Genomic DNA, 20,318 nt, shown 5'->3' with positions numbered 1-20,318 from the left:
CAGCCCCCGCGCCGCTCGCCGCCGCCCCCGCCGCGCCGCCGGCGCCCAAGGCCGCCGCCCCGGCCCCCGCGCCCGCCGCCGAGGCCACCGGCCCCGAGCTGGTGCAGCTGCGCGGCCCGGCCAAGGCCGTCGCGACCAACATGGACGCCTCGCTGGAGGTGCCGACCGCGACCTCGGTGCGCGCCGTTCCGGCCAAGCTGTTGATCGACAACCGCATCGTCATCAACAACCACCTGCAGCGCGCCCGCGGCGGCAAGGTCTCCTTCACCCACCTGATCGGCTACGCCCTGGTCCAGGCCGTCAAGGCCTCGCCGGGCATGAACCACAGCTACAAGGTGGAGGACGGCAAGTCCTACCTGGTCAAGCCCGAGCACGTGAACCTCGGCCTGGCCATCGACCTGGTCAAGCCGAACGGCGACCGCCAGCTCGTCGTCGCGGCCATCAAGAAGGCCGAGACCCTCGACTTCTTCGGCTTCTGGCAGGCCTACGAGGACATCGTCCGCCGGGCCCGCGCCAACAAGCTGACCATGGACGACTTCACCGGCGTCACGGTCTCGCTGACCAACCCCGGCGGCATCGGCACCGTGCACTCCGTGCCGCGCCTCATGCAGAACCAGGGCACCATCGTCGGCGTCGGCGCCATGGAGTACCCGGCCGAGTTCCAGGGCTCCGCCCCGGAGACCCTGGCCCGCCTCGGCGTCTCCAAGATCATGACGCTGACCTCGACCTACGACCACCGCGTCATCCAGGGCGCGGCGTCCGGCGAGTTCCTGCGCACGATCCACCAGCTGCTGCTCGGCCAGAACGGCTTCTACGACGAGATCTTCGAGTCGCTGCGGATCCCGTACGAGCCGGTCCGCTGGGCCACCGACGTCGCCACCACCCACGACGACGAGGTCAACAAGACCGCCCGCGTCATCGAGCTGATCCACTCCTACCGGGTCCGCGGCCACCTCATGGCCGACACCGACCCGCTGGAGTACAAGCAGCGCAAGCACCCCGACCTGGACGTCACCACCCACGGCCTCACCCTGTGGGACCTGGAGCGCGAGTTCGCGGTCGGCGGCTTCGGCGGCCAGCGGATGATGAAGCTCCGCGACATCCTCGGCCTGCTGCGCAACACCTACTGCCGCACCGTCGGCATCGAGTACATGCACATCCAGGACCCGACGCAGCGCAAGTGGCTGCAGGACCGCCTGGAGAAGCCGTACACCAAGCCCGAGCGCGAGGAGCAGCTGCGCATCCTGCGCCGGCTGAACTCCGCCGAGGCCTTCGAGACCTTCCTGCAGACCAAGTACGTCGGCCAGAAGCGCTTCTCGCTGGAGGGCGGCGAGTCGCTCATCCCGCTGCTCGACGCCACCATCGACGCCGCCGCCGAGCACCGCCTCGACGAGGCCGTCATCGGCATGGCCCACCGCGGCCGCCTCAACGTGCTGGCCAACATCGTCGGCAAGCCGTACGGCAAGATCTTCGGCGAGTTCGAGGGCAACCTCGACCCGAAGTCCATGCACGGCTCCGGCGACGTGAAGTACCACCTCGGCTCCGAGGGCACCTTCACCGGCCTGGACGGCGAGACCATCAAGGTCTCGCTCGCCGCGAACCCCTCCCACCTGGAGGCCGTGGACCCGGTCGTCGAGGGCATCGCCCGCGCCAAGCAGGACATCCTGGACCAGGGCGGCACCACCTTCCCGGTGCTGCCGATCCAGATCCACGGCGACGCGGCCTTCGCCGGCCAGGGCGTCGTCGCGGAGACCCTGAACATGTCGCAGCTGCGCGGCTACCGCACCGGCGGCACCGTGCACGTCGTGGTGAACAACCAGGTCGGCTTCACCGCCGCCCCGGCCTCCAGCCGTTCCTCGATGTACTGCACCGACGTGGCCCGCATGATCGAGGCCCCGATCTTCCACGTGAACGGCGACGACCCGGAGGCCGTGGTCCGCGTCGCGCGGCTCGCCTTCGAGTTCCGCCAGGAGTTCCACAAGGACGTGGTGATCGACCTCATCTGCTACCGCCGCCGCGGTCACAACGAGGCCGACAACCCGTCGTTCACCCAGCCGCTGATGTACGACCTGATCGACAAGAAGCGCTCGGTGCGCAAGCTGTACACCGAGGGCCTGATCGGTCGCGGCGACATCACCATGGAAGAGGCGGAGCAGGCGCTCCAGGACTTCCAGGGCCAGCTGGAGAAGGTCTTCGCCGAGGTCCGCGACGCCGCCCAGGCCCCGGCCGCCGCCACCGGTGGCAAGCCGGTCGCCGACTTCCCGGTCAACATCCAGACCGGCATCTCCCAGGAGATGGTCAAGCGGATCGCCGCCTCGCAGGTCAACCTGCCGGACTGGCTGACCGTCCACCCGCGTCTGCTGCCGCAGCTGCAGCGCCGCGCCGGCTCGGTCGAGGACAACACCATCGACTGGGCGATGGGCGAGACCCTCGCCATCGGCTCGCTGCTCATGGAGGGCCACCCGGTCCGCCTGGCCGGCCAGGACAGCCGCCGCGGCACCTTCGGCCAGCGGCACGCCGTCCTGATCGACCGGACCACCGGCGAGGACTACACCCCGCTGCAGTACCTCACCGAGGACCAGGCCCGCTACACCGTGTACGACAGCCTGCTGTCCGAGTACGCGGCGATGGGCTTCGAGTACGGCTACTCGCTGACCCGCCCGAACGCGCTGGTCATGTGGGAGGCGCAGTTCGGCGACTTCGTCAACGGCGCGCAGAGCGTGGTGGACGAGTACATCGCCTCCGCCGAGCAGAAGTGGGGCCAGCACTCGGGCGTCACCTTGCTGCTGCCGCACGGCTACGAGGGCCAGGGCCCGGACCACTCGTCCGCCCGCCCGGAGCGCTTCCTCCAGCTGTGCGCCCAGAACAACATGACGGTCGCCATGCCGACCCTGCCGTCGAACTACTTCCACCTGCTCCGCTGGCAGGCGCACAACCCGCACCACAAGCCGCTTGTCGTCTTCACCCCGAAGTCGATGCTGCGTCTGAAGGCCGCGGCGAGCGCCACCGAGGAGTTCCTGTCCGGCTCCTTCCGCCCGGTCATCGGCGACAGCACCGTCGACCCGGCACAGGTCCGCAAGGTGGTCATCACCGCCGGCAAGTTCTACTACGACCTGGAGGCGGCCCGCACCGAGCGCGGCGTCACCGACACCGCGATCGTCCGGGTCGAGCGGCTCTACCCGCTGCCGGTGGCCGAGCTCCAGGAAGAGCTGGCCCGCTACGGCGACGACGTCCAGTTCGTCTGGGCCCAGGAGGAGCCGGCCAACCAGGGTGCCTGGCCGTTCATCGCCATGAACCTGGTCGACCACCTGCAGGTCGTCATCGGCCGCAGCGCCAACGGCGCCCGGCTGCGCCGCGTCGCCCGCCCGGCCTCCTCGGCCCCGGCGGTCGGCTCGGCCAAGCGGCACGGTGCCGAGCAGCAGGCGCTGATCGAGGAGGTCTTCTCGCTCTGACCCGCCGGTTGCGACCGGCCGGTGGCGAGGCCCCCGGCAGTACGGCCCCCCGTTCCCCTGGACTCCAGGGGAACGGGGGGCCGCCGCCGTTTCCGGGCCGGGGCCGGCCGAGGTGCACGGGCCGATGTGCACCGGCTGTGTGCGAAGGTCCCAGCTCTGCAACCAATGCGGCACCGACCTGCGCGGCTTCCTGACGGGTCGATAGGTTATGCCTCGCCAGACCGCCGCCCGGGCAAGCCCGTCGCCGCGCCCCTTCCCGGCGGTCGGTGGACCTCACCGCTCTCCCAGGGGGATCAACCGCATGACCGCCGAAACGCCACGGGACGCCGCCGCCGCGCCGCTCCCGCCGGTCTTCCAACCGCTGCTCCCGGACGACCCCCGGGAGGTCGGCGGCTACCGGCTGTTCGCCCGGCTCGGGGCCGGCGGCATGGGCCGGGTCTACCTCTCGTACACGCCGGGCGGCCGGCCGGTGGCGCTCAAGGTGGTCCGCCCGGAGTTCGCCGAGGACGGCGAGTTCCGCCGCCGGTTCGCCCAGGAGGTCTCCAACGCCCAGCGGATCCACGGCCTCTACACCGCCCAGGTGATCGACTCCGGCGGCCTGGACGGCGACGCCCCGTGGCTGGTCACCGCCTACGTCCCCGGCCCGTCCCTGCAGCAGGTGGTGCGGGAGAACGGCGCGCTGCCGGTGCGCACCGTGCTGCTGCTGATGGGCGGCATCGCCGAGGCCCTGCAGGCGATCCACAGCGTCGAGGTGGTCCACCGCGACCTCAAGCCGGCCAATGTGCTGGTGGCCGGCGACGGCCCGCGGGTGATCGACTTCGGCATCGCCCGGGCCGCCGACGCCACCGCGCTCACCGGCACCGGCTACCGGATCGGCTCGCCCGCATTCATGTCGCCCGAGCAGGCCCAGGGCAGCCCGGTCACCCCGGCCACCGACGTGTTCGCGCTCGGCGCGCTGGCCGCGTACGTGGCCGGCGGCGCCCCGCCGTTCGGCGACGGCCCGGACACCGCCGTGCTCTACCGGGTGGTGCACGAGCAGCCCGACCTGGACGCCGTCCCGGCCGGACTGCGCGAGCTGATCCTGCGCTGCCTGGCGAAGTCCCCCGAGGACCGGCCCCGGCCCGCCGAGATCATCGACGTCGCCCGCAACCACCCCAGCGTCGGCGGCCAGCTGCGGTTCTCCGACGACTGGCTGCCCAAGCAGGTCAACACCGAGATCACCCGCCGCTCGGACCTGCCGAAGACCCCGCCCACCCCGCTGCCGGCCGCGCCCGCCGCGCCGCCCGCTCCCCCGGCGGCCCCTCCGACGGCTCCTCCGACGGCCCCTCCGACGGCTCCCCCGGCCGCGCCGGTGGCCGCGCCCACCGCGCCGTCCTTCGGTCCGCCGCCGCCCGGCTACGGCCCCGCCCGGCCGGACACCCCGCCGCCCGGCTTCGTGCCGCCGCCGCTCGGCGCGTACGGCGCCGCCCAGGTGCCCACCGAGGCCCCGGCCGGCCCACTGCTCGGCGCCCCGCCGACCGTCCAGCTGCGCCCGGAGCCGCCGTCCTACGACACCCCGCCGCCCGGGCCGGTGGTCACCGACACCCCCGCGCCGGAACCGGCCCGCAAGGGCGGCGTCTCCTGGAAGGTGCTGCTGACCGTCGCCCTGGTGATGGCGCTCGGCGGCACGGCCGGCGGCGTGGTGCTGATGTCCAAGCTCGGCGGGAAGAGCGACGACAGGCAGAACACCGCCGCCGACACCCCGAAGAGCACCCAGCCCGCCGCCCCGCCGGCCAGCGCGCCCGCCGCCACCACCCCGGCCGCGAGCACTCCGCCCGCGTCGGGCGGCGACCCGGCCCCGACCGCCACCGCCTCCCCCTCGAAGTCCGCGTCGGCCGCTTCGCCGACCGCCTCCGCGACCCGCCCCGCGAAGTACGTGGAGGTCTACACGGACCAGGTGCTGTCCATCCCGCCGAGCGCCAACTACGAGTTCGACCTCAAGAACGGCAAGGTCGTGCCCGCCGGCACGGCGGACTGGAAGGTCGGCACCCTCGGCGCCGAGTTCCGGCTGAGCGAGAAGAGCGACGCCTACGTCGCCAAGGACAACGGCCCGCTCACGCCGGAGTCCTGCGCCGCCGGCATCGACCGCGAGCCGGCCGCCAACTTCAAGTTCGACAACCTGCCGGTGGACCGCCAGTTCTGCGTCCGCCAGCGGGCCTCGGGCTCGATCGTCGTGCTGAAGGTCGTCAAGCTCGGCGACAGCGACGGTGCGGCCACCTGCTCCCTCACCTACTACCGCAACGACGGCTGACCGCGTTCTATCCTGACCAGGTCGAATCCCCATCGGACCGGAGCGAACCGTGTACTTCACCGACCGCGGCATCGAGGAACTGGAGAGCCGGCGCGGCGACGAGGAGGTCACCTTCGAGTGGCTGGCCGAGCGCCTGCGCGAGTTCGTCGACCTCAACCCGGACTTCGAGGTCCCGGTCGAGCGGCTGGCCACCTGGCTGGCGCGGCTCGACGACGAGGACGACGAGTGATCCGCTGACCCGGTGAACGGCCGTCGTCCGGGGCCCGGAGGCAACCGCCTCCGGGCCCCTTCGCATGCCCACCACGGGGCTCCCCGTAGGGGCCGACGTCCGGGTCCGCTCCGGGTCCGCTCCGGGTCGGCCTCGGGGTGGGACTCCCTTGACTTCGCCGTCACGCGATATATCGTCTTCAGGAGAGGCAACGCGATACATCGCGAGTTCCGAACGGGAGGCGGCAGAGATGAGCCAGTGGACGGTCGAAGGACCCGACAGGATCACCATCGAGGAGACGGTCCGGACCCTGCAGGTGCGCACGGTCGACGGCACGGTCAACGTGGTCGCCGCCGACGGTCCCGCCCGGCTGGAGGTCACCGAGCTCACGGGCGAGCCGCTGCACGTCACCCTGGTCGACGGCGTCCTCACGGTCACCTACAAGGACCTCAGCAGCTGGAACGAGTTCGGCGACGTCCTGAAGTCGGTCGACTCGGTGAAGGGCTTCTTCTCCTCCTTCAAGCACAAGCGGATCGCCGCCGTCACCCTGACCGTGCCGGCCGGCACCGAGGTCAAGGTCGGCACCGTCTCCGCCGCGACGACGGTCTCCGGTTTCACCGGGCACGTCTCGACGCAGACCGCCAACGCGGACGTCACCCTGGTCGGCCTGGCCGGGCAGACCGACGCCAAGACCGTCACCGGCGACGTGGACGCCCAGTCGGTGGCCGGCCGGCTGCAACTGAACACCGTCTCCGGCCGGCTCACCGTGGTGGCCGGCACCGCCGAGAAGGTGTCCGCCAACGCCGTCACCGGCGCGGTCACCCTGGACCTGGCCGGCGTCACCCCGACCGAGATCAAGGTCAAGACGGTCAGCGGCGCGGTCGGCGTCCGGCTCCCCTCGCCGGCCGACACCAAGGTCGAGGCCGGCACCACCAGCGGCGACCTCTCCTCCAGCTTCGACGAGCTCAAGGTCGGCGGCAGCTGGGGCACCAAGCGCCTCTCCGGCCAACTCGGCGACGGCAGGGGCAGCCTCTCGGTCACCACCGTCTCCGGCGCGGTCACCGTGCTGCAGCGGCCGGACGCCGACGACGACGCCCAGGTGGTCGTCCGGGAGCTGCCCACCGCGGAGGGTCCGTCCACCGGCCCCGACCTCACCAAGGAGTCCTGACATGACCCCCGTCTTCGGCCACGGCCGGCTCCGGCTCTACCTGCTGAAGCTGCTCGACGAGGCCCCGCGCCACGGCTACGAGGTGATCCGCCTGCTGGAGGAGCGCTTCCAGGGCCTGTACGCGCCCTCCGCCGGCACCGTCTACCCGCGGCTGGCCAAGCTGGAGCAGGAGGGCCTGGTCGCGCACAGCACCGAGGGCGGCCGCAAGGTCTACCGGCTCACCGACGCGGGCCGCACCGAACTCGCCGCCCGGCAGGGCGAGCTCGACGAGCTGGAGGTCGAGATCCGCGACTCGGTGGCCCAGCTGGCCGGGGCGATCCGCGAGGACGTCCGGAACAGCGCCCAGGACCTGCGCGAGCAGCTCTGGAGCGACGCCGAGCAGGCCCGGAAGAACGCCCCGCGGCCGGAGGCGGCGGACGGTGACGGGGGTGCCGGCAGCCCGTGGGCCGGACCGTGGGGCGAGCAGGCGGCCTGGCAGCGCGCCAAGGAGGAGTTCGCCGAGTTCAAGCGGCAGGCCCGGGAGCAGGCCAAGCGGGCCAAGGAGCAGGAGAAGGCCGCCAAGGCCAAGGCCAAGGCGGCCGAGGAGGAGGCCCGTCGGCTGCGCGAGCAGTCCCGGGCGGCGCGGACGGCGGCCCAGCAGGAGGCGCTGCGGATCAAGCGCCGGGTCGAGCAGCAGGTGCGCGAGCACGCGACGCGCGGCGACTGGCCGACCGGGCTGGCCGAGGGGCTCTCCGAGCTGACCAAGGGGCTGGCCGGGCTGGCCGACGCGGCCCGCTGGGGCCACCCGTCGGACGAGCGGGCCGAGAAGGACGAGAACGCCGGGACGGCGCGGCCCCCGGCCGGTGCGCCCGGCACCGAGCGGATCACCGTCACCCGGATCGACCTGGACAAGGACGAGCCGGCCGGTGCGGCCCCGGCCGATCTGCCGCCGTGGACCGCCACCGACCCGTCCGGCGACCCGGCCCGGGAGCTGGAGCGGCTGCTCGACCGCTTCCGCGACCAGGTCCGCGACGCGGCCCGGGACGGCGGGGTGACGCCCGACGGCCTCGCCGAGGCCCGCGGTCTGCTCGGCGAGGCCGGCGAGCGGTTGAAGCGCCTGCTCGGCTGAACCGGAGCCCGGGCGCCCGGCACCCCGCTTGGGTGCCGGGCGCCGGCCTGTCAGGACATCAGGTGGTCAGGGCATCAGACGGTCAGATGGTCAGGGGGTGAGGACGATCTTGCCGAAGACGTCGCCCCCGGCCATCCGGGCGAAGGCCTCCGGCGCCCCGGCCAGCGGCAGCACCGAGTCGATCACCGGGCGGACGCCGGTGGTGGCGCAGAACGAGAGCAGCCCGGCCAGCTCCTCCTTGGTGCCCATGGTCGAGCCGACCACCTTCAGCTCCAGGAAGAAGATCCGGTTCAGCTCGGCCGCCGCCGGGTTGGGCCCCGAGGTGGCGCCGGAGATGACGATCGTGCCGCCCGGGCGCAGCGACTTCACCGAGTGCGACCAGGTGGCCGCGCCGACCGTCTCCAGCACCGCGTCCACCCGCTCGGGCAGCCGGGCCCCGCTCGGGAAGGCCGCGTCGGCGCCCAGCTCCACCGCCCGGGCCCGCTTGGCCTCGTCCCGGCCGGTGACCCAGACCCGCAGGCCCGCCGCCCGGCCGAGGACCACCAGCGCGGTGGACACCCCGCCGCCGGCGCCCTGCACCAGGACGGTGTCACCGGGCTTCACCCCGGCGTTGGTGAACAGCATCCGATAGGCCGTCAGCCAGGCGGTGGGCAGGCAGGCGGCCTCCTCGAAGGAGAGCGCGGCGGGCTTGGGCAGCAGGTTCCAGGTGGGGACCGCCACCTGCTGGGCGAAGGTGCCCTGGTAGCGCTCGGTGAGGATCGAGCGGGGCTCGTCCGGCCCGACCCCGTGCCCGCTCTGGCCGATCACCGAGTGCAGCACCACCTCGTTGCCGTGCTCGTCGACACCGGCGGCGTCGCAGCCGAGGATCATCGGCAGCTTCCCGGCGGGCAGGCCGACCCCGCGCAGGGACCAGAGGTCGTGGTGGTTCAGGCTGGCGGCCCTGACCGTGACCACGCTCCACCCGGGGCGGGCCTGCGGTTCGGGGCGCTCGCCGAGCTCCAGCCCGCTCAGCGGGTCGTCGGCGTCGATTCGTGCGGCGTAGGCGGCAAACATGCCCCGGACGATAGCCAGAACGGCCCCGGGCCCGGAACAACGCGAAGCTGTGACGCGTGTCCCGGGCCCGGGCGGGGTGTTCCTGACGCTCTCCCGCCGACTACCGGCGCGCGACGCCCTCCGCGCGGGCGGCCTCGGCGACGGCCTTGCTGACGGCCGGCGCGACCCGCTCGTCGAACGGCGAGGGGATGACCTTCTGCGGCGTCAGCTCGTCGGCCACGACGCCCGCCAGCGCCTTGGCGGCGGCCAGCTTCATGCCCTCGGTGATCCGGGTGGCCCGGACCTGCAGCGCGCCCGCGAAGATGCCCGGGAAGGCCAGCACGTTGTTGATCTGGTTCGGGAAGTCGCTGCGCCCGGTGGCCACCACGGCCGCGTACTTGTGCGCGACCTCGGGGTGGATCTCCGGGGTGGGGTTGGCCATGGCGAAGACGAACGCGCCCTCGGCCATGGTCGCGACGACCGGCTCCGGCACGGTGCCGCCGGAGACGCCGATGAAGACGTCGGCGCCGGCCATCGCGTCGGCCAGGGTGCCCTTGAGGCCGGTGCGGTTGGTCAGCCCGGCGATCTCCGCCTTGACGTCGGTGAGGTCCTCGCGGCCCTGGTGCACCACGCCCTTGCGGTCGCAGACGGCCACGTCGCCGATGCCGGCGGCGAGCAGCATCTTGGCGATGGCGATGCCGGCCGCGCCGGCGCCGGAGATGACGGCCCGCAGCGAGCCGAGCTCCCGGCCGGTCACCTTGGCGGCGTTCCAGAGCGCGGCGGTGGTGACGATGGCGGTGCCGTGCTGGTCGTCGTGGAAGACCGGGATGTCCAGGGCCTCCTGGAGCCGGCGCTCGATCTCGAAGCAGCGCGGGGCGGAGATGTCCTCCAGGTTGACGCCGCCGAAGGAGGGGGCCAGCCGGACCACGGTCTCGACGATCTCGTCGACCTCGGTGCAGGCCAGCGCGATCGGGACCGCGTCCACGCCGCCGAACTGCTTGAACAGGATCGCCTTGCCCTCCATGACGGGCAGCGAGGCCTCCGGGCCGATGTCGCCCAGGCCCAGCACGGCGGTGCCGTCGGTGACCACGGCCACCGTGTTGGACTTCCAGGTGTAGTCGTTCACGAGCTCGGGCTGCTCGGCGATGGCCGTGCAGACGCGGGCGACACCGGGGGTGTAGGCGAGGGACAGGTCGTCCGCGTCGCGCACCGGGACGGTCGCCCGGACCTCCATCTTGCCGCCACGGTGGAGCGCGAACACGGCGTCGACCGGATCGTCGGTGTCCTGGGTACTGCTGTGGATGATCTCCGCTGCCACGATGACCTCTTCGTCATTGATCGAGCGAGGACACCCGCCGACGGAGCGGACGACCCGGCCGGTTCCGGCTTCCGGCGACCGGTGGCCGGTAACCGGAACCCGGGAACGCCGAAGCGCCCCCGGGAAAGGCTGGGTCGGGGCGCCGCCGTCGGACGAGCGCCCTCGGATGAGGGTTTATGGATTTGTCTGCGTTGGTCCGCGCTGTGCTTCCGGGCCGAGCGTAGGTCGGACGAGGGCATCGCACCCATGCCTTTTCGTCCAAGTCACATGGTTGTCATACGCCTCACAGCCACCTGGCAGTACCAGGCGCGTGAGAACCGGGCCCCGGCGCGGCAATGGCGGACGCAGCACGCACACCCGCAGGAGTGAACGCAGACGCGGAGGGGAGGCCGGTGCCTCGGATACGGAGTCGTCGTCCTGGACTTCCGTTCCTGCGCACCCCGAGCCTGTTGCGGCCCGGCGGTCTGGTTCGAGCGTCGGGGGTCACCCGGTACCGAATTCTGACACACCCGGCGCCGGGCCCGGCAGGCCGGGATGGGAGGATCCGTTCTTCCGCCATCTCGCGTACACCTCCGCGACGCCGCGGCGCCGTCCCCTCCCTCCCACAGGAGCAACCGATGCACCAGCGTGCCCACTCCCGCCGCCCGGCCGTCACCGCGCTCGCCCTCGCCACCGCCGGAGCACTGCTGCTGAGCGGCTGCGGAGGGGAGGAGACGGCGGCCAAGGACCCGGTCCAGGAGATCAGGGCGAAGCTGCCGAAGGCACAGCAGTCGGCGAAGGTGCTGCGGATCGGGATGGACGTCAACTACCCGCCGGTGGAGTTCCGGGGCGCCGACGGCAAGCCGGACGGTCTGGATCCGGACATCGCGGCGGCACTCGGCCGGATCCTGGACCTGCGGATCGAGTACGTCGACACGCCCTTCGACAAACTCCTGCCGGATCTCCACGCCAAGCAGTTCGACGTGGTGATGTCCGCGCTCAGCGACATCCGCCAGCGCCGTGAGGGCGTGGACGAGGCCGGCAAGCCGGCCGGCCAGCCGGTGGACTTCGTCGACTACTTCATCGCCGGCACCTCGATGGTGGTCGCCAAGGGCAACCCGAAGGGCATCCGCACCCTGGACGACCTCTGCGGCAAGACCGTCGCGGTGCAGTCCGGCACCACCCAGGAGGAGATCCTCGCCCGCCAGACCACCGCCTGCACCCGGACCGGCAAGCCGCTCACCGTGCACAAGTTCGACACCGACCCCAAGGCGCTGGCCGAGGTGGCCGCCGGCACCGCGCACGCGGGCCTGAACGACTTCCCGGTGGCGGCGTACGCGGCGAGGACCACCGACGGCGGCAACCGCCTGGAGGTGGTGACCGGCTCGCAGTCCCGGTCCAACCCGTACGGGATCGCGCTGCGCAAGGAGGACGCCCAACTGCGCGACGTGCTGGCGAAGGCGGTCGACCAGCTGATCCGCAGCGGTGAGTACGACAAGATCCTCGCCAAGTGGGACGTCGCCGCGGGCGCGGCCCAGAACGCGGTGGTCAACGGGGGCATCTGAGCGGTCCGGGCCGGGCACCGGCGGGGCCCGGCCCGTCACGCGGGGGACTACGAGGTGGTCTGCATACTTATGCACGGAGTGACAGGGACACGGAATTCGTCCGAATAGCGGACGGCATGGCCCCCCGTTATCCGATTTTGATCTGAATCAGGGCCACCCGACCGTCATCAGATGGCAGGATTCCCCCCATCTCGGATCGAGCCGGCCACTGGTCGAGGCGGCCCGATCGACGCCCACCTCGGCGGACGGTGGCGGAGACGCAGTACCTGGAACCACCCCAGCGCAGTTCTCCCAGCCCCACCCGTACAGCGCCGTACGGCCTTTGCTGCCCCGGTACGCCGCTCCCCCGCGGCGCCCCCCGCCCGACCTCTCCCTCAGGAGGAGATCCCCCATGATCGTCCGCACCCAGCGCACCCGTCTCCTCGCCACCGCGGCGGTGCTCGCGTCCGCGTCGCTCGTGCTGACCGCCTGCGGCAGCAGCAAGTCCTCCTCCAACAGCGGTGGCGCGGGCGCCAATCCGAGCGCCAGCGTCGCCGCGGTGACCGCCGACCCGGCGCTCGCCCCGCTGGTCCCGGCCGACCTCAAGAGTTCGGGCAAGCTCGTCGTCGCCGCCGACGCCTCCTACGCGCCCAACGAGTTCAAGGACGACAAGGGCAACATCGTCGGCCTCGACGTCGACCTGGCCGACGCGATCGCCAAGAAGCTCGGCCTGGCCGTCGACGTGCAGAACGCCGACTTCACCTCGATCATCCCGGGCATCACCGCGAAGAAGTACCAGCTCGGCATGAGCTCCTTCACCGACACCAAGGAGCGCGAGCAGACCGTCGACATGGTCAGCTACTTCACCGCCGGCAGCGCCGTCGCGGTCAAGAAGGGCAATCCGGACAAGATCGACCCGAAGGACCTCTGCGGCAAGAAGGTCGCCGTCCAGACCGGCACCACCCAGGCCCAGGAGATCACCGACGTCCGCAACCCGGAGTGCGGCAAGGCGGGCAAGCCGGCCATCCCGAACGACGGCGACAAGTTCACCCTGCAGACCGACGTGACCACCGCGCTGGTCTCCGGCCGCGACCAGGTGATGATGGCCGACTCCCCGGTCGTCGACTACGCGATCAAGCAGACCAACGGCCAGCTGGAGAAGCTCGGCGACACCTACGACAGCGCGCCCTACGGCGTCGTCGTCGACAAGGGCTCGCCGCTCGGCGCGGCCGTCCAGGGCGCCGTCCAGTCGCTGATCGCCGACGGCACCTACAAGCAGATCCTCGCCAAGTGGGGCGTCGAGGCCGGCGCGATCTCCAAGTCCGAGATCAACGCCGCCAAGAGCTGATTCCGCGCACCACCACACCCCCCTGAGGCCCCAAGGTGAATTCTTCCGAGCAGGGGGCGGTGAAATCGGGACGGCCTGAGACCATCAAGGCCGTCCCGGTGCGCCACCCCGGACGCTGGGCCGGAGCCGCCGTCATCGCCGTTCTCGCGGCGATGCTGCTCCACGCCCTGATCTTCAACCCCGCGTTCCAGTGGGACGTCGTCACGGACACGCTGCAGAACGAGCAGATCCTGCACGGCATCGGCGTGACCCTGGAGCTGACCGTCCTGTCCATGCTGATGGGCGTGGCCGGCGGCGTGCTCCTCGCGATCATGCGGCTCTCGCCGAACCCGCTGCTGTCGGGGACGGCCTGGTTCTACATCTGGATCTTCCGCGGCACCCCCGTCCTGGTGCAGCTGGTGTTCTGGAACTTCCTGGGCGCCCTGTGGCCGAGGCTCTCCCTCGGCATCCCGTTCGGGCCGGAGTTCTGGTCCGAGTCGACCAACACCCTGATCCCCACCTTCACCGCCGCCCTGCTCGGCCTCGGCCTCAACGAGGCGGCGTACATGGCGGAGATCGTCCGCGGCGGCATCCAGTCGGTGGACGAGGGCCAGACCGAGGCCGCCCACGCGCTGGGCATGAGCCGCGCGGCCGCGCTGCGCCGGATCGTGCTCCCGCAGGCGATGCGGGTCATCATCCCGCCGACCGGCAACGAGACCATCTCGATGCTGAAGACCACCTCGCTGGTCCAGGTCATCTCGCTGTCCGAGCTGTTCACCGCCGGCCACGACATCTACTCGCGGACCTTCCAGACCATCCCGGTGCTGGTCGCGGTCAGCATCTACTACCTGATCATGACCTCGATCCTCACAGTGGGGCAGTACTACATCGAGCGGCACTACGCTCGTGGTGCGAACCGGACCCTGCCGCCCACCCCGCTCCAGCGGCTGCGGCTGCTGTTCGGCGGCCGGCCCGCCCCGAAGGCCAAGAACGACGTGGTCCCCGGACTCGAGGGAGGCGGCCACGTATGACCGACCTGACCAAGACCCCCGCCGGCGCCGCCGCCGGCACCCCCATGGTGAAGGCCGAGGGCGTCCACAAGTCCTACGGCCAGGTCGAGGTGCTCAAGGGCATCGACCTGGAGGTCCGGCAGAACGAGGTGTTCTGCCTGGTCGGCCCGTCCGGCTCCGGCAAGTCGACCTTCCTGCGCTGCATCAACCACCTGGAGAAGATCAACGGCGGCCGCCTCTGGGTGGACGGCGAGCTGGTCGGCTACCGGCAGCGCGGCGACAAGCTCTACGAGCTCAAGGACCGCGAGGTCGCGCTCAAGCGGCGGGACATCGGCATGGTGTTCCAGCGCTTCAACCTCTTCCCGCACATGACCGCGGTGGAGAACGTCATGGAGGCGCCGGTCCAGGTCAAGCGCGAGTCCAAGGCCGCGGCGCGGGAGAACGCCATGGCCCTGCTGGAGCGGGTCGGCCTGGCCGCCAAGGCCGGGAACTACCCGTCCCAGCTCTCCGGCGGCCAGCAGCAGCGGGTGGCCATAGCGCGGGCGCTCGCCATGAAGCCCAAGCTGATGCTCTTCGACGAGCCGACCTCGGCGCTCGACCCCGAGCTGGTCGGCGAGGTGCTCGACGTCATGCGCGGGCTCGCCGACGAGGGGATGACCATGATCGTGGTCACCCATGAGATGGGCTTCGCCCGCGAGGTCGGCGACGCGCTGGTCTTCATGGACGGCGGTGTGGTCGTCGAGTCCGGCAACCCCCGCGAGGTGCTCACCGACCCGAAGCACGAGCGCACCCGCGCCTTCCTCTCCAAGGTGCTCTGAGCGCACCGCCCCCGCGGCGCCCGGCAGGCAGGTCCTGCCGGGCGCCGCCGCTTTCCCGCTTTCCCCCTTCAGGTAATAGGCTGGAGGCAATCAGCCCGTTACCGCCCTGTGGAAGGACCACCGTGGAGCTCGCCTCGTACGCCGATCTGGCCGTCCGGCTGGTGAACACCGAGGAGCCCGAGCGCGGCACCGACTCGCTGACCTCGGTGGACGCGGTGCGCGGGCTGTTCTCCGACGCCGCCCGGGCCCGCGACCTCGCCGACGAGTCCGACCTGCCCCGGCTGCGGGCCGTCCGCACCCGGCTGCGCGGGGTCTTCGAGGCCGCCGCCGAGGGCGAGGAGATCCGCAGCGTCGACCTGCTGAACAGCCTGCTGATGGAGTTCCCGGTCAGCCCGCTGGTCTCCGGGCACGACTACCTGGACGAGGCCGGCCGGCCCCGCTGGCACCTGCACCTCGCCGACAACTCCCCCACCGCCACGGCACACTTCAGCGCCGTCGCCTGCATGGGCCTGGCCGTCCACCTGACCGGGCTGGGCGCCGACCGGCTCGGCATCTGCCAGGCCGCGCCCTGCCGCAACGCCTACCTGGACACCTCCACCAACCGGTCCCGCCGGTACTGCTCGGACCGCTGCGCGACCCGCGCCAACGTCGCCGCCTACCGCGCCCGCAAGCGCCTGGAGGCCGCCGCGGCGGCCGCCGACGCGTCCTAGGGCCGCTTCAGGAGCCGGGCAGCTCCTCCGGGCGGACCCAGACGCCGAGGCGGCGGGCCAGCCCGGGGATCCGCGCCAGCGGGCCGGAGAGCAGCAGCCGCTCCAGCCGGCGGCCGGGGGCCAGCCAGGCCGGGCGCGGGCGCAGCCGCAACAGCACCCGGCCGAGCACCAGTTCGTCCGGCACCGCGCCGTAGCTGCGGCTGTCGCTGTCCACCGGCCGGTTGTCGGAGAGCAGCCACCAGCCCTTGGGCCGCCGGCCGTCGGCCCGCTTGACCACCAGCAGGTTCTGCTGGAACGGGTGGCGGAAGACCACCACCGCGCCGGGCCGGATCCGTGCGCCGTACCGCACCAGCAGCTGATCGCCGTCACGCAGGGTCGGCACCATCGAGTCCCCCGCCACGTCGATCAGCCCGAACGGCGCGCCGCCCGCCGGGGGTCCGTCCTCCGGTTCCGCGCTCCGTGCCACGACTCCTCCTCCCGGCCGGCGTCCCGCCGAGTCCCGCTGTCGCACACCAGTCTGCCGCACGGACCGTCACCCGCCGATGTCCGGATTCACCCGGTTCCGGCTCCGTCTTTTGCCCTAGGCCCGCCGCCCGACCGAGAAACCACAGGGGCCGAAGGGTAATCTCGGGCCCGGGAAGACGATCTAAGGAAGGACTCCCCATGCTCTCTCGTCTGTTTGCACCGCGCGCCACCGCCCACGCCCACTGCGACCTGCCCTGCGGCGTCTACGACCCGGCCCAGGCCCGCATCGAGGCCGAGTCCGTCAAGGCCACCCAGGAGAAGTACCAGGCCAACGAGGACCCGCACTTCCGCGCCCGCGCCATCATCATCAAGGAGCAGCGCGCCGAGACCGTCAAGCACCACATCTCGGTGCTGTGGAGCGACTACTTCAAGGCCCCGCACTTCGAGAAGTACCCGCAGCTGCACCAGCTGATCAACGACACCCTGAAGGCCGCCTCGGCCGCCAAGGCGTCCACCGACCCGGCCACCGGCCAGGCGCTGCTCGACCTCATCGCCGAGGTCGACAAGATCTTCTGGGAGACCAAGCAGGGCTGATCCCGCCCGCGCCGTCTCCGACCGCCCCCGTCCGCACCCCGGACGGGGGCGGTCGCGCGTTGTGAACGGCCTCACTGCACCGGTAAGGGTTGCCTACCCTGAGCGCTTGTTATGCTGCCAGGGCGTCCAGAGGGGGAAGCCGGTGCGAATCCGGCGCTGACCCGCAACGGTAAACGGTGCCCCGTGCCCGTGAGCCCGATCGCCCGAGGACGTCGACCTCCCGACAACTCGCCGTGGACTGCGAGGGGATGGCGCCCCGGCACACCCGCGCCCGGGCGCGCCGCCCCGCGCCGTCCGCGGCCGGACGCAAGGCGCACCCACGTGAGCAGCACCGCGACCGCACCGGCCACCGCCGCCCCACCGGGTCCGCGCCGAACACCCGCGGTCCCGCTGGCCGCCGTCCTCGCCGTGGCACTGCTGCTCTCGCTGGTCTGCGCGGTCGCCGTGGGCTCCTCCGGACTCGGCTGGGGCCAGGTCCTGCGGCTGCTGCGGGCCGGGCTGACGGGCGGCCGGCTGGAGGCCGACGAGGCCGCCGCCTACGCGATCGTCTGGGAGATCCGGCTGCCGCGCGCCGTGCTGGCCGCCGTGGTCGGCGCCGGACTCGCCGCCACCGGCGTCGCCGTCCAGGCGATGGTCCGCAACGCGCTCGCCGACCCGTTCGTGCTCGGCATCTCCTCCGGCGCCTCGGTCGGCGCCAACGCCGTGCTGATGCTGGGCGCCTTCGCCTCCCTCGGCGTCTGGGCGATCTCCGTCTCCGCCTTCGCCGCCGCCCTGCTCGCCATGGTGCTGGTCTACCTGACGGCCCGTAGCGCCCACGGGCTCACCCCGCTGCGGCTGGTGCTCACCGGCACCGCGATGTCCTACGGCTTCTCCGCGGTGACGGCGCTGATGGTCTTCGCCGCCGCCCGCGGCGAGGCCGCCCGCTCCGCCATGATGTGGCTGCTCGGCAGCCTCGGCGGAGCCACCTGGGGCTCGGTGCCGATCGCCGCCGTCACCGTGCTGGCCGGGCTGGCCTATCTGGCCTGCGCCGCCGGGCGGTTGGACGCGCTGGCGATGGGCGACGAGACGGCCGCCTCGCTCGGCGTGGACCCGGACCGGCTGCGCCGCGAGCTGTTCGTGGTCACCGCGGCCGTCACCGGCACCGTGGTCGCGGTCAGCGGGGCGATCGGCTTCGTCGGGCTGATGATCCCGCACCTGACCCGGATGCTGGTCGGCGCGGGCCACCGCCGGGTGCTGCTGATCGCGCCGCTCGCCGGGGCGCTGCTGCTCGTCTGGGTGGACATCGTCTCCCGCACCCTGCTGGCGCCCGCCGAGCTGCCGGTCGGCGTGGTCACCGCGGCCGTCGGGGTGCCGTGCTTCCTGCTGCTGATGCGCCGCCGCGGCTACTCCTTCGGCGGTGGCCGATGAGCACCGCCACCCCCGCCACCGACGCCGCCACCGGCCCCGCCGCCCTGGACCTCGCCGTCGACCGGGTCTCGGTCGAGCTGGCCGGCGTCCGACTGGTCCACGACGTCACGCTGACCGCCGCCGCCGGCCAGGTGGTCGGCCTGATCGGCCCCAACGGCAGCGGCAAGTCCACCCTGCTGCGCTGCGTCTACCGGGCGTTGAAGCCCGCCGCCGGCGCCGTCCTGCTGGGCGGGGACGACCTGCACGCGCTGGCCCCGCGCGAGGCCGCCCGGCGGGTGGCGGCGCTGCCGCAGGAGCACTCCGCCGAGTTCGACTTCACTGTGGCCGAGGTGGTCGGCATGGGCCGGCTGCCGCACCGGCGCGGCGCCCTGGCCGGGCCGTCCGGCGGCGACGAGGACCGCTGCGCCGGGGCACTGCGCCGGGTCGGCGCCGCCCACCTGGCCGCCCGGGGCTTCCTGAGCCTGTCCGGCGGCGAGAAGCAGCGGGTGCTGATCGCCCGCGCGCTGGTCCAGGAGCCCCGGGTGCTGGTCCTCGACGAGCCCACCAACCACCTGGACATCGCCCACCAGCTGGAGGTGCTGGCGCTGGTCCGCGAGGCCGGGCCGACGGTGCTCACCGCGCTGCACGACCTCAATCTGGCCGCCGGGCACTGCGACCTGCTGTACGTGGTCGTGGACGGCCGGATCGTCGCCTCCGGGCCGCCCGCCGAGGTGCTCGAACCCGGCCTGCTGGCCGAGGTGTTCAAGGTCCGCGCGACGCCCGTGCGGCACCCGGTCACCGGCGCCGTCCAGCTGCTCCTCGACCGCCTGCCCTGACCGCTCCCCGCCCCTCCCCGACCCGTCCTACCGAGGATCCCCATGCGCACCAAGGCCGTTGCCTCCGCCGCCCTGCTCGCCCTCGTTCTCACCGGCTGCGGCGCCGAGATCGCCCCGAGCGGCGACGGCGCCACCGCCGCCTCCGCCCACTACCCGGTGACCGTCGACAACTGCGGCACCGGGCTCACCTTCAAGGAGAAGCCGGCCCGCACGGTGACCAACGACGTCGGCATCACCGAGCTGATGTTCGCACTCGGCCTGGAGGACCGGATGGCCGGCTACGTGATGCCGGACGACAAGGGCCAGGTCGACAAGGTCGCCTGGAAGGACGGCTACCAGCGGGCCAAGTGGCTCTCCAAGGACCAGATCACCAAGGAGACCGTCCTGGAGGCCGGGGCCGACCTGGTCTTCGCCGGCTGGCACTACGGCTTCGACGAGGGGAAGGGCTTCACCCCGCAGACGCTGTCCGGCCTGGGCATCGGCTCCTACGTGCTCACCGAGTCCTGCCGCAGCGGCAAGGGCACCGAGCGCGGGGTGATGGGCCCGCTCGACGCGCTGTACACCGACCTCGTCAACCTGGGCGAGATCTTCGACGTCCGGGACCGGGCCGACCGGCTGGTCGCCGACTTCAAGGCGCGGATCGCCGCCGTCCCCGAGCCCGCGCACCGCCCCGACGTCTTCCTGTACGACAGCGGCGAGGACAAGCCGTACACCTCGGGCCGGTTCGCCGCCCCGCAGGAGATCATCGCCAAGGCCGGCGGCCGCAACGTGATGGACGACGTCGCCGACTCCTGGACCACGGTGGGCTGGGAGAGCGTGGTCCGGCGCGACCCCGAGGTGATCGTGATCAACAACTACGGCACCCCGGACGCCGAGGCCAAGCGGAAGTTCCTGAAGTCCTTCCCGCCGCTGGCGGGCGTCTCGGCCGTCCGCAACGACCGGATCTTCGTGCTCGACTACGTCGACCTGGTCGAGAGCCCGCGCAACCCCGCCGCGATCACCGCCCTGGCGGAGTACCTGCGGACCGTCCCGGCCCGCTGAGCCGGGGCCGTCCGCACCGCCGTCCGCGCCGC

17 protein-coding genes and 1 riboswitch are annotated in these 20,318 nt (G+C 72.4%); of the genes, 14 read left to right on the top strand and 3 right to left on the bottom strand.

Going from position 1 to position 20,318, the window contains the following annotated elements; all coding sequences use genetic code 11:
* The 5 genes from ACFU9E_RS03340 to ACFU9E_RS03320 all read left to right on the top strand — a co-directional run.
* Positions 1 to 3,452: multifunctional oxoglutarate decarboxylase/oxoglutarate dehydrogenase thiamine pyrophosphate-binding subunit/dihydrolipoyllysine-residue succinyltransferase subunit (locus ACFU9E_RS03340; protein WP_380714725.1), on the top strand; the 3,452-nt coding region annotated here is incomplete at its 5' end.
* 301 nt (positions 3,453 to 3,753) lie between these two features.
* Positions 3,754 to 5,742 (top strand): serine/threonine-protein kinase, encoded by a 1,989-nt coding sequence (locus ACFU9E_RS03335; RefSeq protein WP_380688783.1) that lies wholly within the window; start codon positions 3,754 to 3,756, stop codon positions 5,740 to 5,742.
* A gap of 49 nt (positions 5,743 to 5,791) precedes the next feature.
* Positions 5,792 to 5,971: a DUF6104 family protein gene (locus ACFU9E_RS03330; RefSeq protein ID WP_030309148.1), complete on the top strand. Its 180-nt coding sequence runs from the start codon at positions 5,792 to 5,794 to the stop codon at positions 5,969 to 5,971.
* 229 nt (positions 5,972 to 6,200) lie between these two features.
* The gene (locus ACFU9E_RS03325; protein WP_380688781.1) at positions 6,201 to 7,118 is read left to right on the top strand and encodes a DUF4097 domain-containing protein; all 918 of its coding nucleotides are present in this window, start codon (positions 6,201 to 6,203) and stop codon (positions 7,116 to 7,118) included.
* 1 nt (position 7,119) lies between these two features.
* On the top strand, positions 7,120 to 8,226 hold the full coding sequence (locus tag ACFU9E_RS03320; protein ID WP_380714723.1) for a PadR family transcriptional regulator: 1,107 nt from the start codon (positions 7,120 to 7,122) through the stop codon (positions 8,224 to 8,226).
* Between the two features lie 90 nt (positions 8,227 to 8,316).
* On the opposite strand, the gene ACFU9E_RS03315 is transcribed toward ACFU9E_RS03320, so the two are convergent.
* Positions 8,317 to 9,279, bottom strand: coding sequence for a zinc-binding dehydrogenase (locus tag ACFU9E_RS03315; RefSeq protein ID WP_380687326.1), 963 nt, complete (start codon positions 9,277 to 9,279; stop codon positions 8,317 to 8,319).
* 100 nt (positions 9,280 to 9,379) lie between these two features.
* Positions 9,380 to 10,576 (bottom strand): NADP-dependent malic enzyme, encoded by a 1,197-nt coding sequence (locus ACFU9E_RS03310; RefSeq protein WP_380687328.1) that lies wholly within the window; start codon positions 10,574 to 10,576, stop codon positions 9,380 to 9,382.
* Between the two features lie 617 nt (positions 10,577 to 11,193).
* On the opposite strand from ACFU9E_RS03310, the gene ACFU9E_RS03305 reads away from it, so the two are divergent.
* The 5 genes from ACFU9E_RS03305 (at position 11,194) to ACFU9E_RS03285 (ending at position 15,964) form a co-directional block, all read left to right on the top strand.
* A complete protein-coding gene (locus ACFU9E_RS03305; protein ID WP_380687330.1) occupies positions 11,194 to 12,120 on the top strand; it encodes an ABC transporter substrate-binding protein in 927 nt (308 codons plus the stop codon).
* 391 nt (positions 12,121 to 12,511) lie between these two features.
* The gene (locus ACFU9E_RS03300; protein ID WP_380687331.1) at positions 12,512 to 13,447 is read left to right on the top strand and encodes an ABC transporter substrate-binding protein; all 936 of its coding nucleotides are present in this window, start codon (positions 12,512 to 12,514) and stop codon (positions 13,445 to 13,447) included.
* A gap of 59 nt (positions 13,448 to 13,506) precedes the next feature.
* Positions 13,507 to 14,457 carry an amino acid ABC transporter permease gene (locus ACFU9E_RS03295; protein ID WP_355363960.1) on the top strand — a complete coding sequence of 317 codons (951 nt, stop codon included), beginning with the start codon at positions 13,507 to 13,509 and terminating at the stop codon, positions 14,455 to 14,457.
* The gene (locus tag ACFU9E_RS03290) at positions 14,454 to 15,254 is read left to right on the top strand and encodes an amino acid ABC transporter ATP-binding protein (protein ID WP_380687333.1); all 801 of its coding nucleotides are present in this window, start codon (positions 14,454 to 14,456) and stop codon (positions 15,252 to 15,254) included. The genes ACFU9E_RS03295 and ACFU9E_RS03290 overlap by 4 nt, the downstream gene beginning before the upstream one ends.
* 122 nt (positions 15,255 to 15,376) lie before the next feature.
* Positions 15,377 to 15,964, top strand: a complete 588-nt coding sequence (locus ACFU9E_RS03285; protein WP_380690233.1) for a CGNR zinc finger domain-containing protein — start codon at positions 15,377 to 15,379, stop codon at positions 15,962 to 15,964.
* Between the two features lie 7 nt (positions 15,965 to 15,971).
* Here the strand turns inward: ACFU9E_RS03285 and sodX are convergent, their stop codons facing one another.
* Positions 15,972 to 16,430, bottom strand: a complete 459-nt coding sequence (gene sodX, locus ACFU9E_RS03280; RefSeq protein ID WP_355363951.1) for a nickel-type superoxide dismutase maturation protease — start codon at positions 16,428 to 16,430, stop codon at positions 15,972 to 15,974.
* A 197-nt stretch (positions 16,431 to 16,627) separates the two neighbouring features.
* Here sodX and sodN point away from each other — a divergent pair, with 197 nt between their 5' ends.
* The 4 genes from sodN to ACFU9E_RS03260 all read left to right on the top strand — a co-directional run bounded on the left by sodN (position 16,628) and on the right by ACFU9E_RS03260 (position 20,286).
* Positions 16,628 to 17,023, top strand: a complete 396-nt coding sequence (gene sodN / locus ACFU9E_RS03275; protein WP_355363948.1) for a superoxide dismutase, Ni — start codon at positions 16,628 to 16,630, stop codon at positions 17,021 to 17,023.
* 130 nt (positions 17,024 to 17,153) lie between these two features.
* Positions 17,154 to 17,228, top strand: a riboswitch (cobalamin riboswitch).
* 116 nt (positions 17,229 to 17,344) lie between these two features.
* Entirely contained in the window at positions 17,345 to 18,430 is a 1,086-nt protein-coding gene (locus tag ACFU9E_RS03270) for a FecCD family ABC transporter permease (RefSeq protein WP_380686288.1), read from the top strand.
* Entirely contained in the window at positions 18,427 to 19,245 is an 819-nt protein-coding gene (locus ACFU9E_RS03265; protein WP_380686290.1) for an ABC transporter ATP-binding protein, read from the top strand. The genes ACFU9E_RS03270 and ACFU9E_RS03265 overlap by 4 nt, the downstream gene beginning before the upstream one ends.
* A gap of 42 nt (positions 19,246 to 19,287) precedes the next feature.
* Positions 19,288 to 20,286, top strand: a complete 999-nt coding sequence (locus ACFU9E_RS03260; RefSeq protein ID WP_380686292.1) for an ABC transporter substrate-binding protein — start codon at positions 19,288 to 19,290, stop codon at positions 20,284 to 20,286.
* Positions 20,287 to 20,318 lie beyond the last annotated feature (32 nt).

Source organism: Kitasatospora sp. NPDC057595 (assembly GCF_042800875.1).
In the GTDB taxonomy this organism is placed as follows: Bacteria; Actinomycetota; Actinomycetes; order Streptomycetales; family Streptomycetaceae; genus Kitasatospora.
Note: the sequence above shows the minus strand (reverse complement) of the source record. Positions and strands in the feature narration are given on the sequence as shown.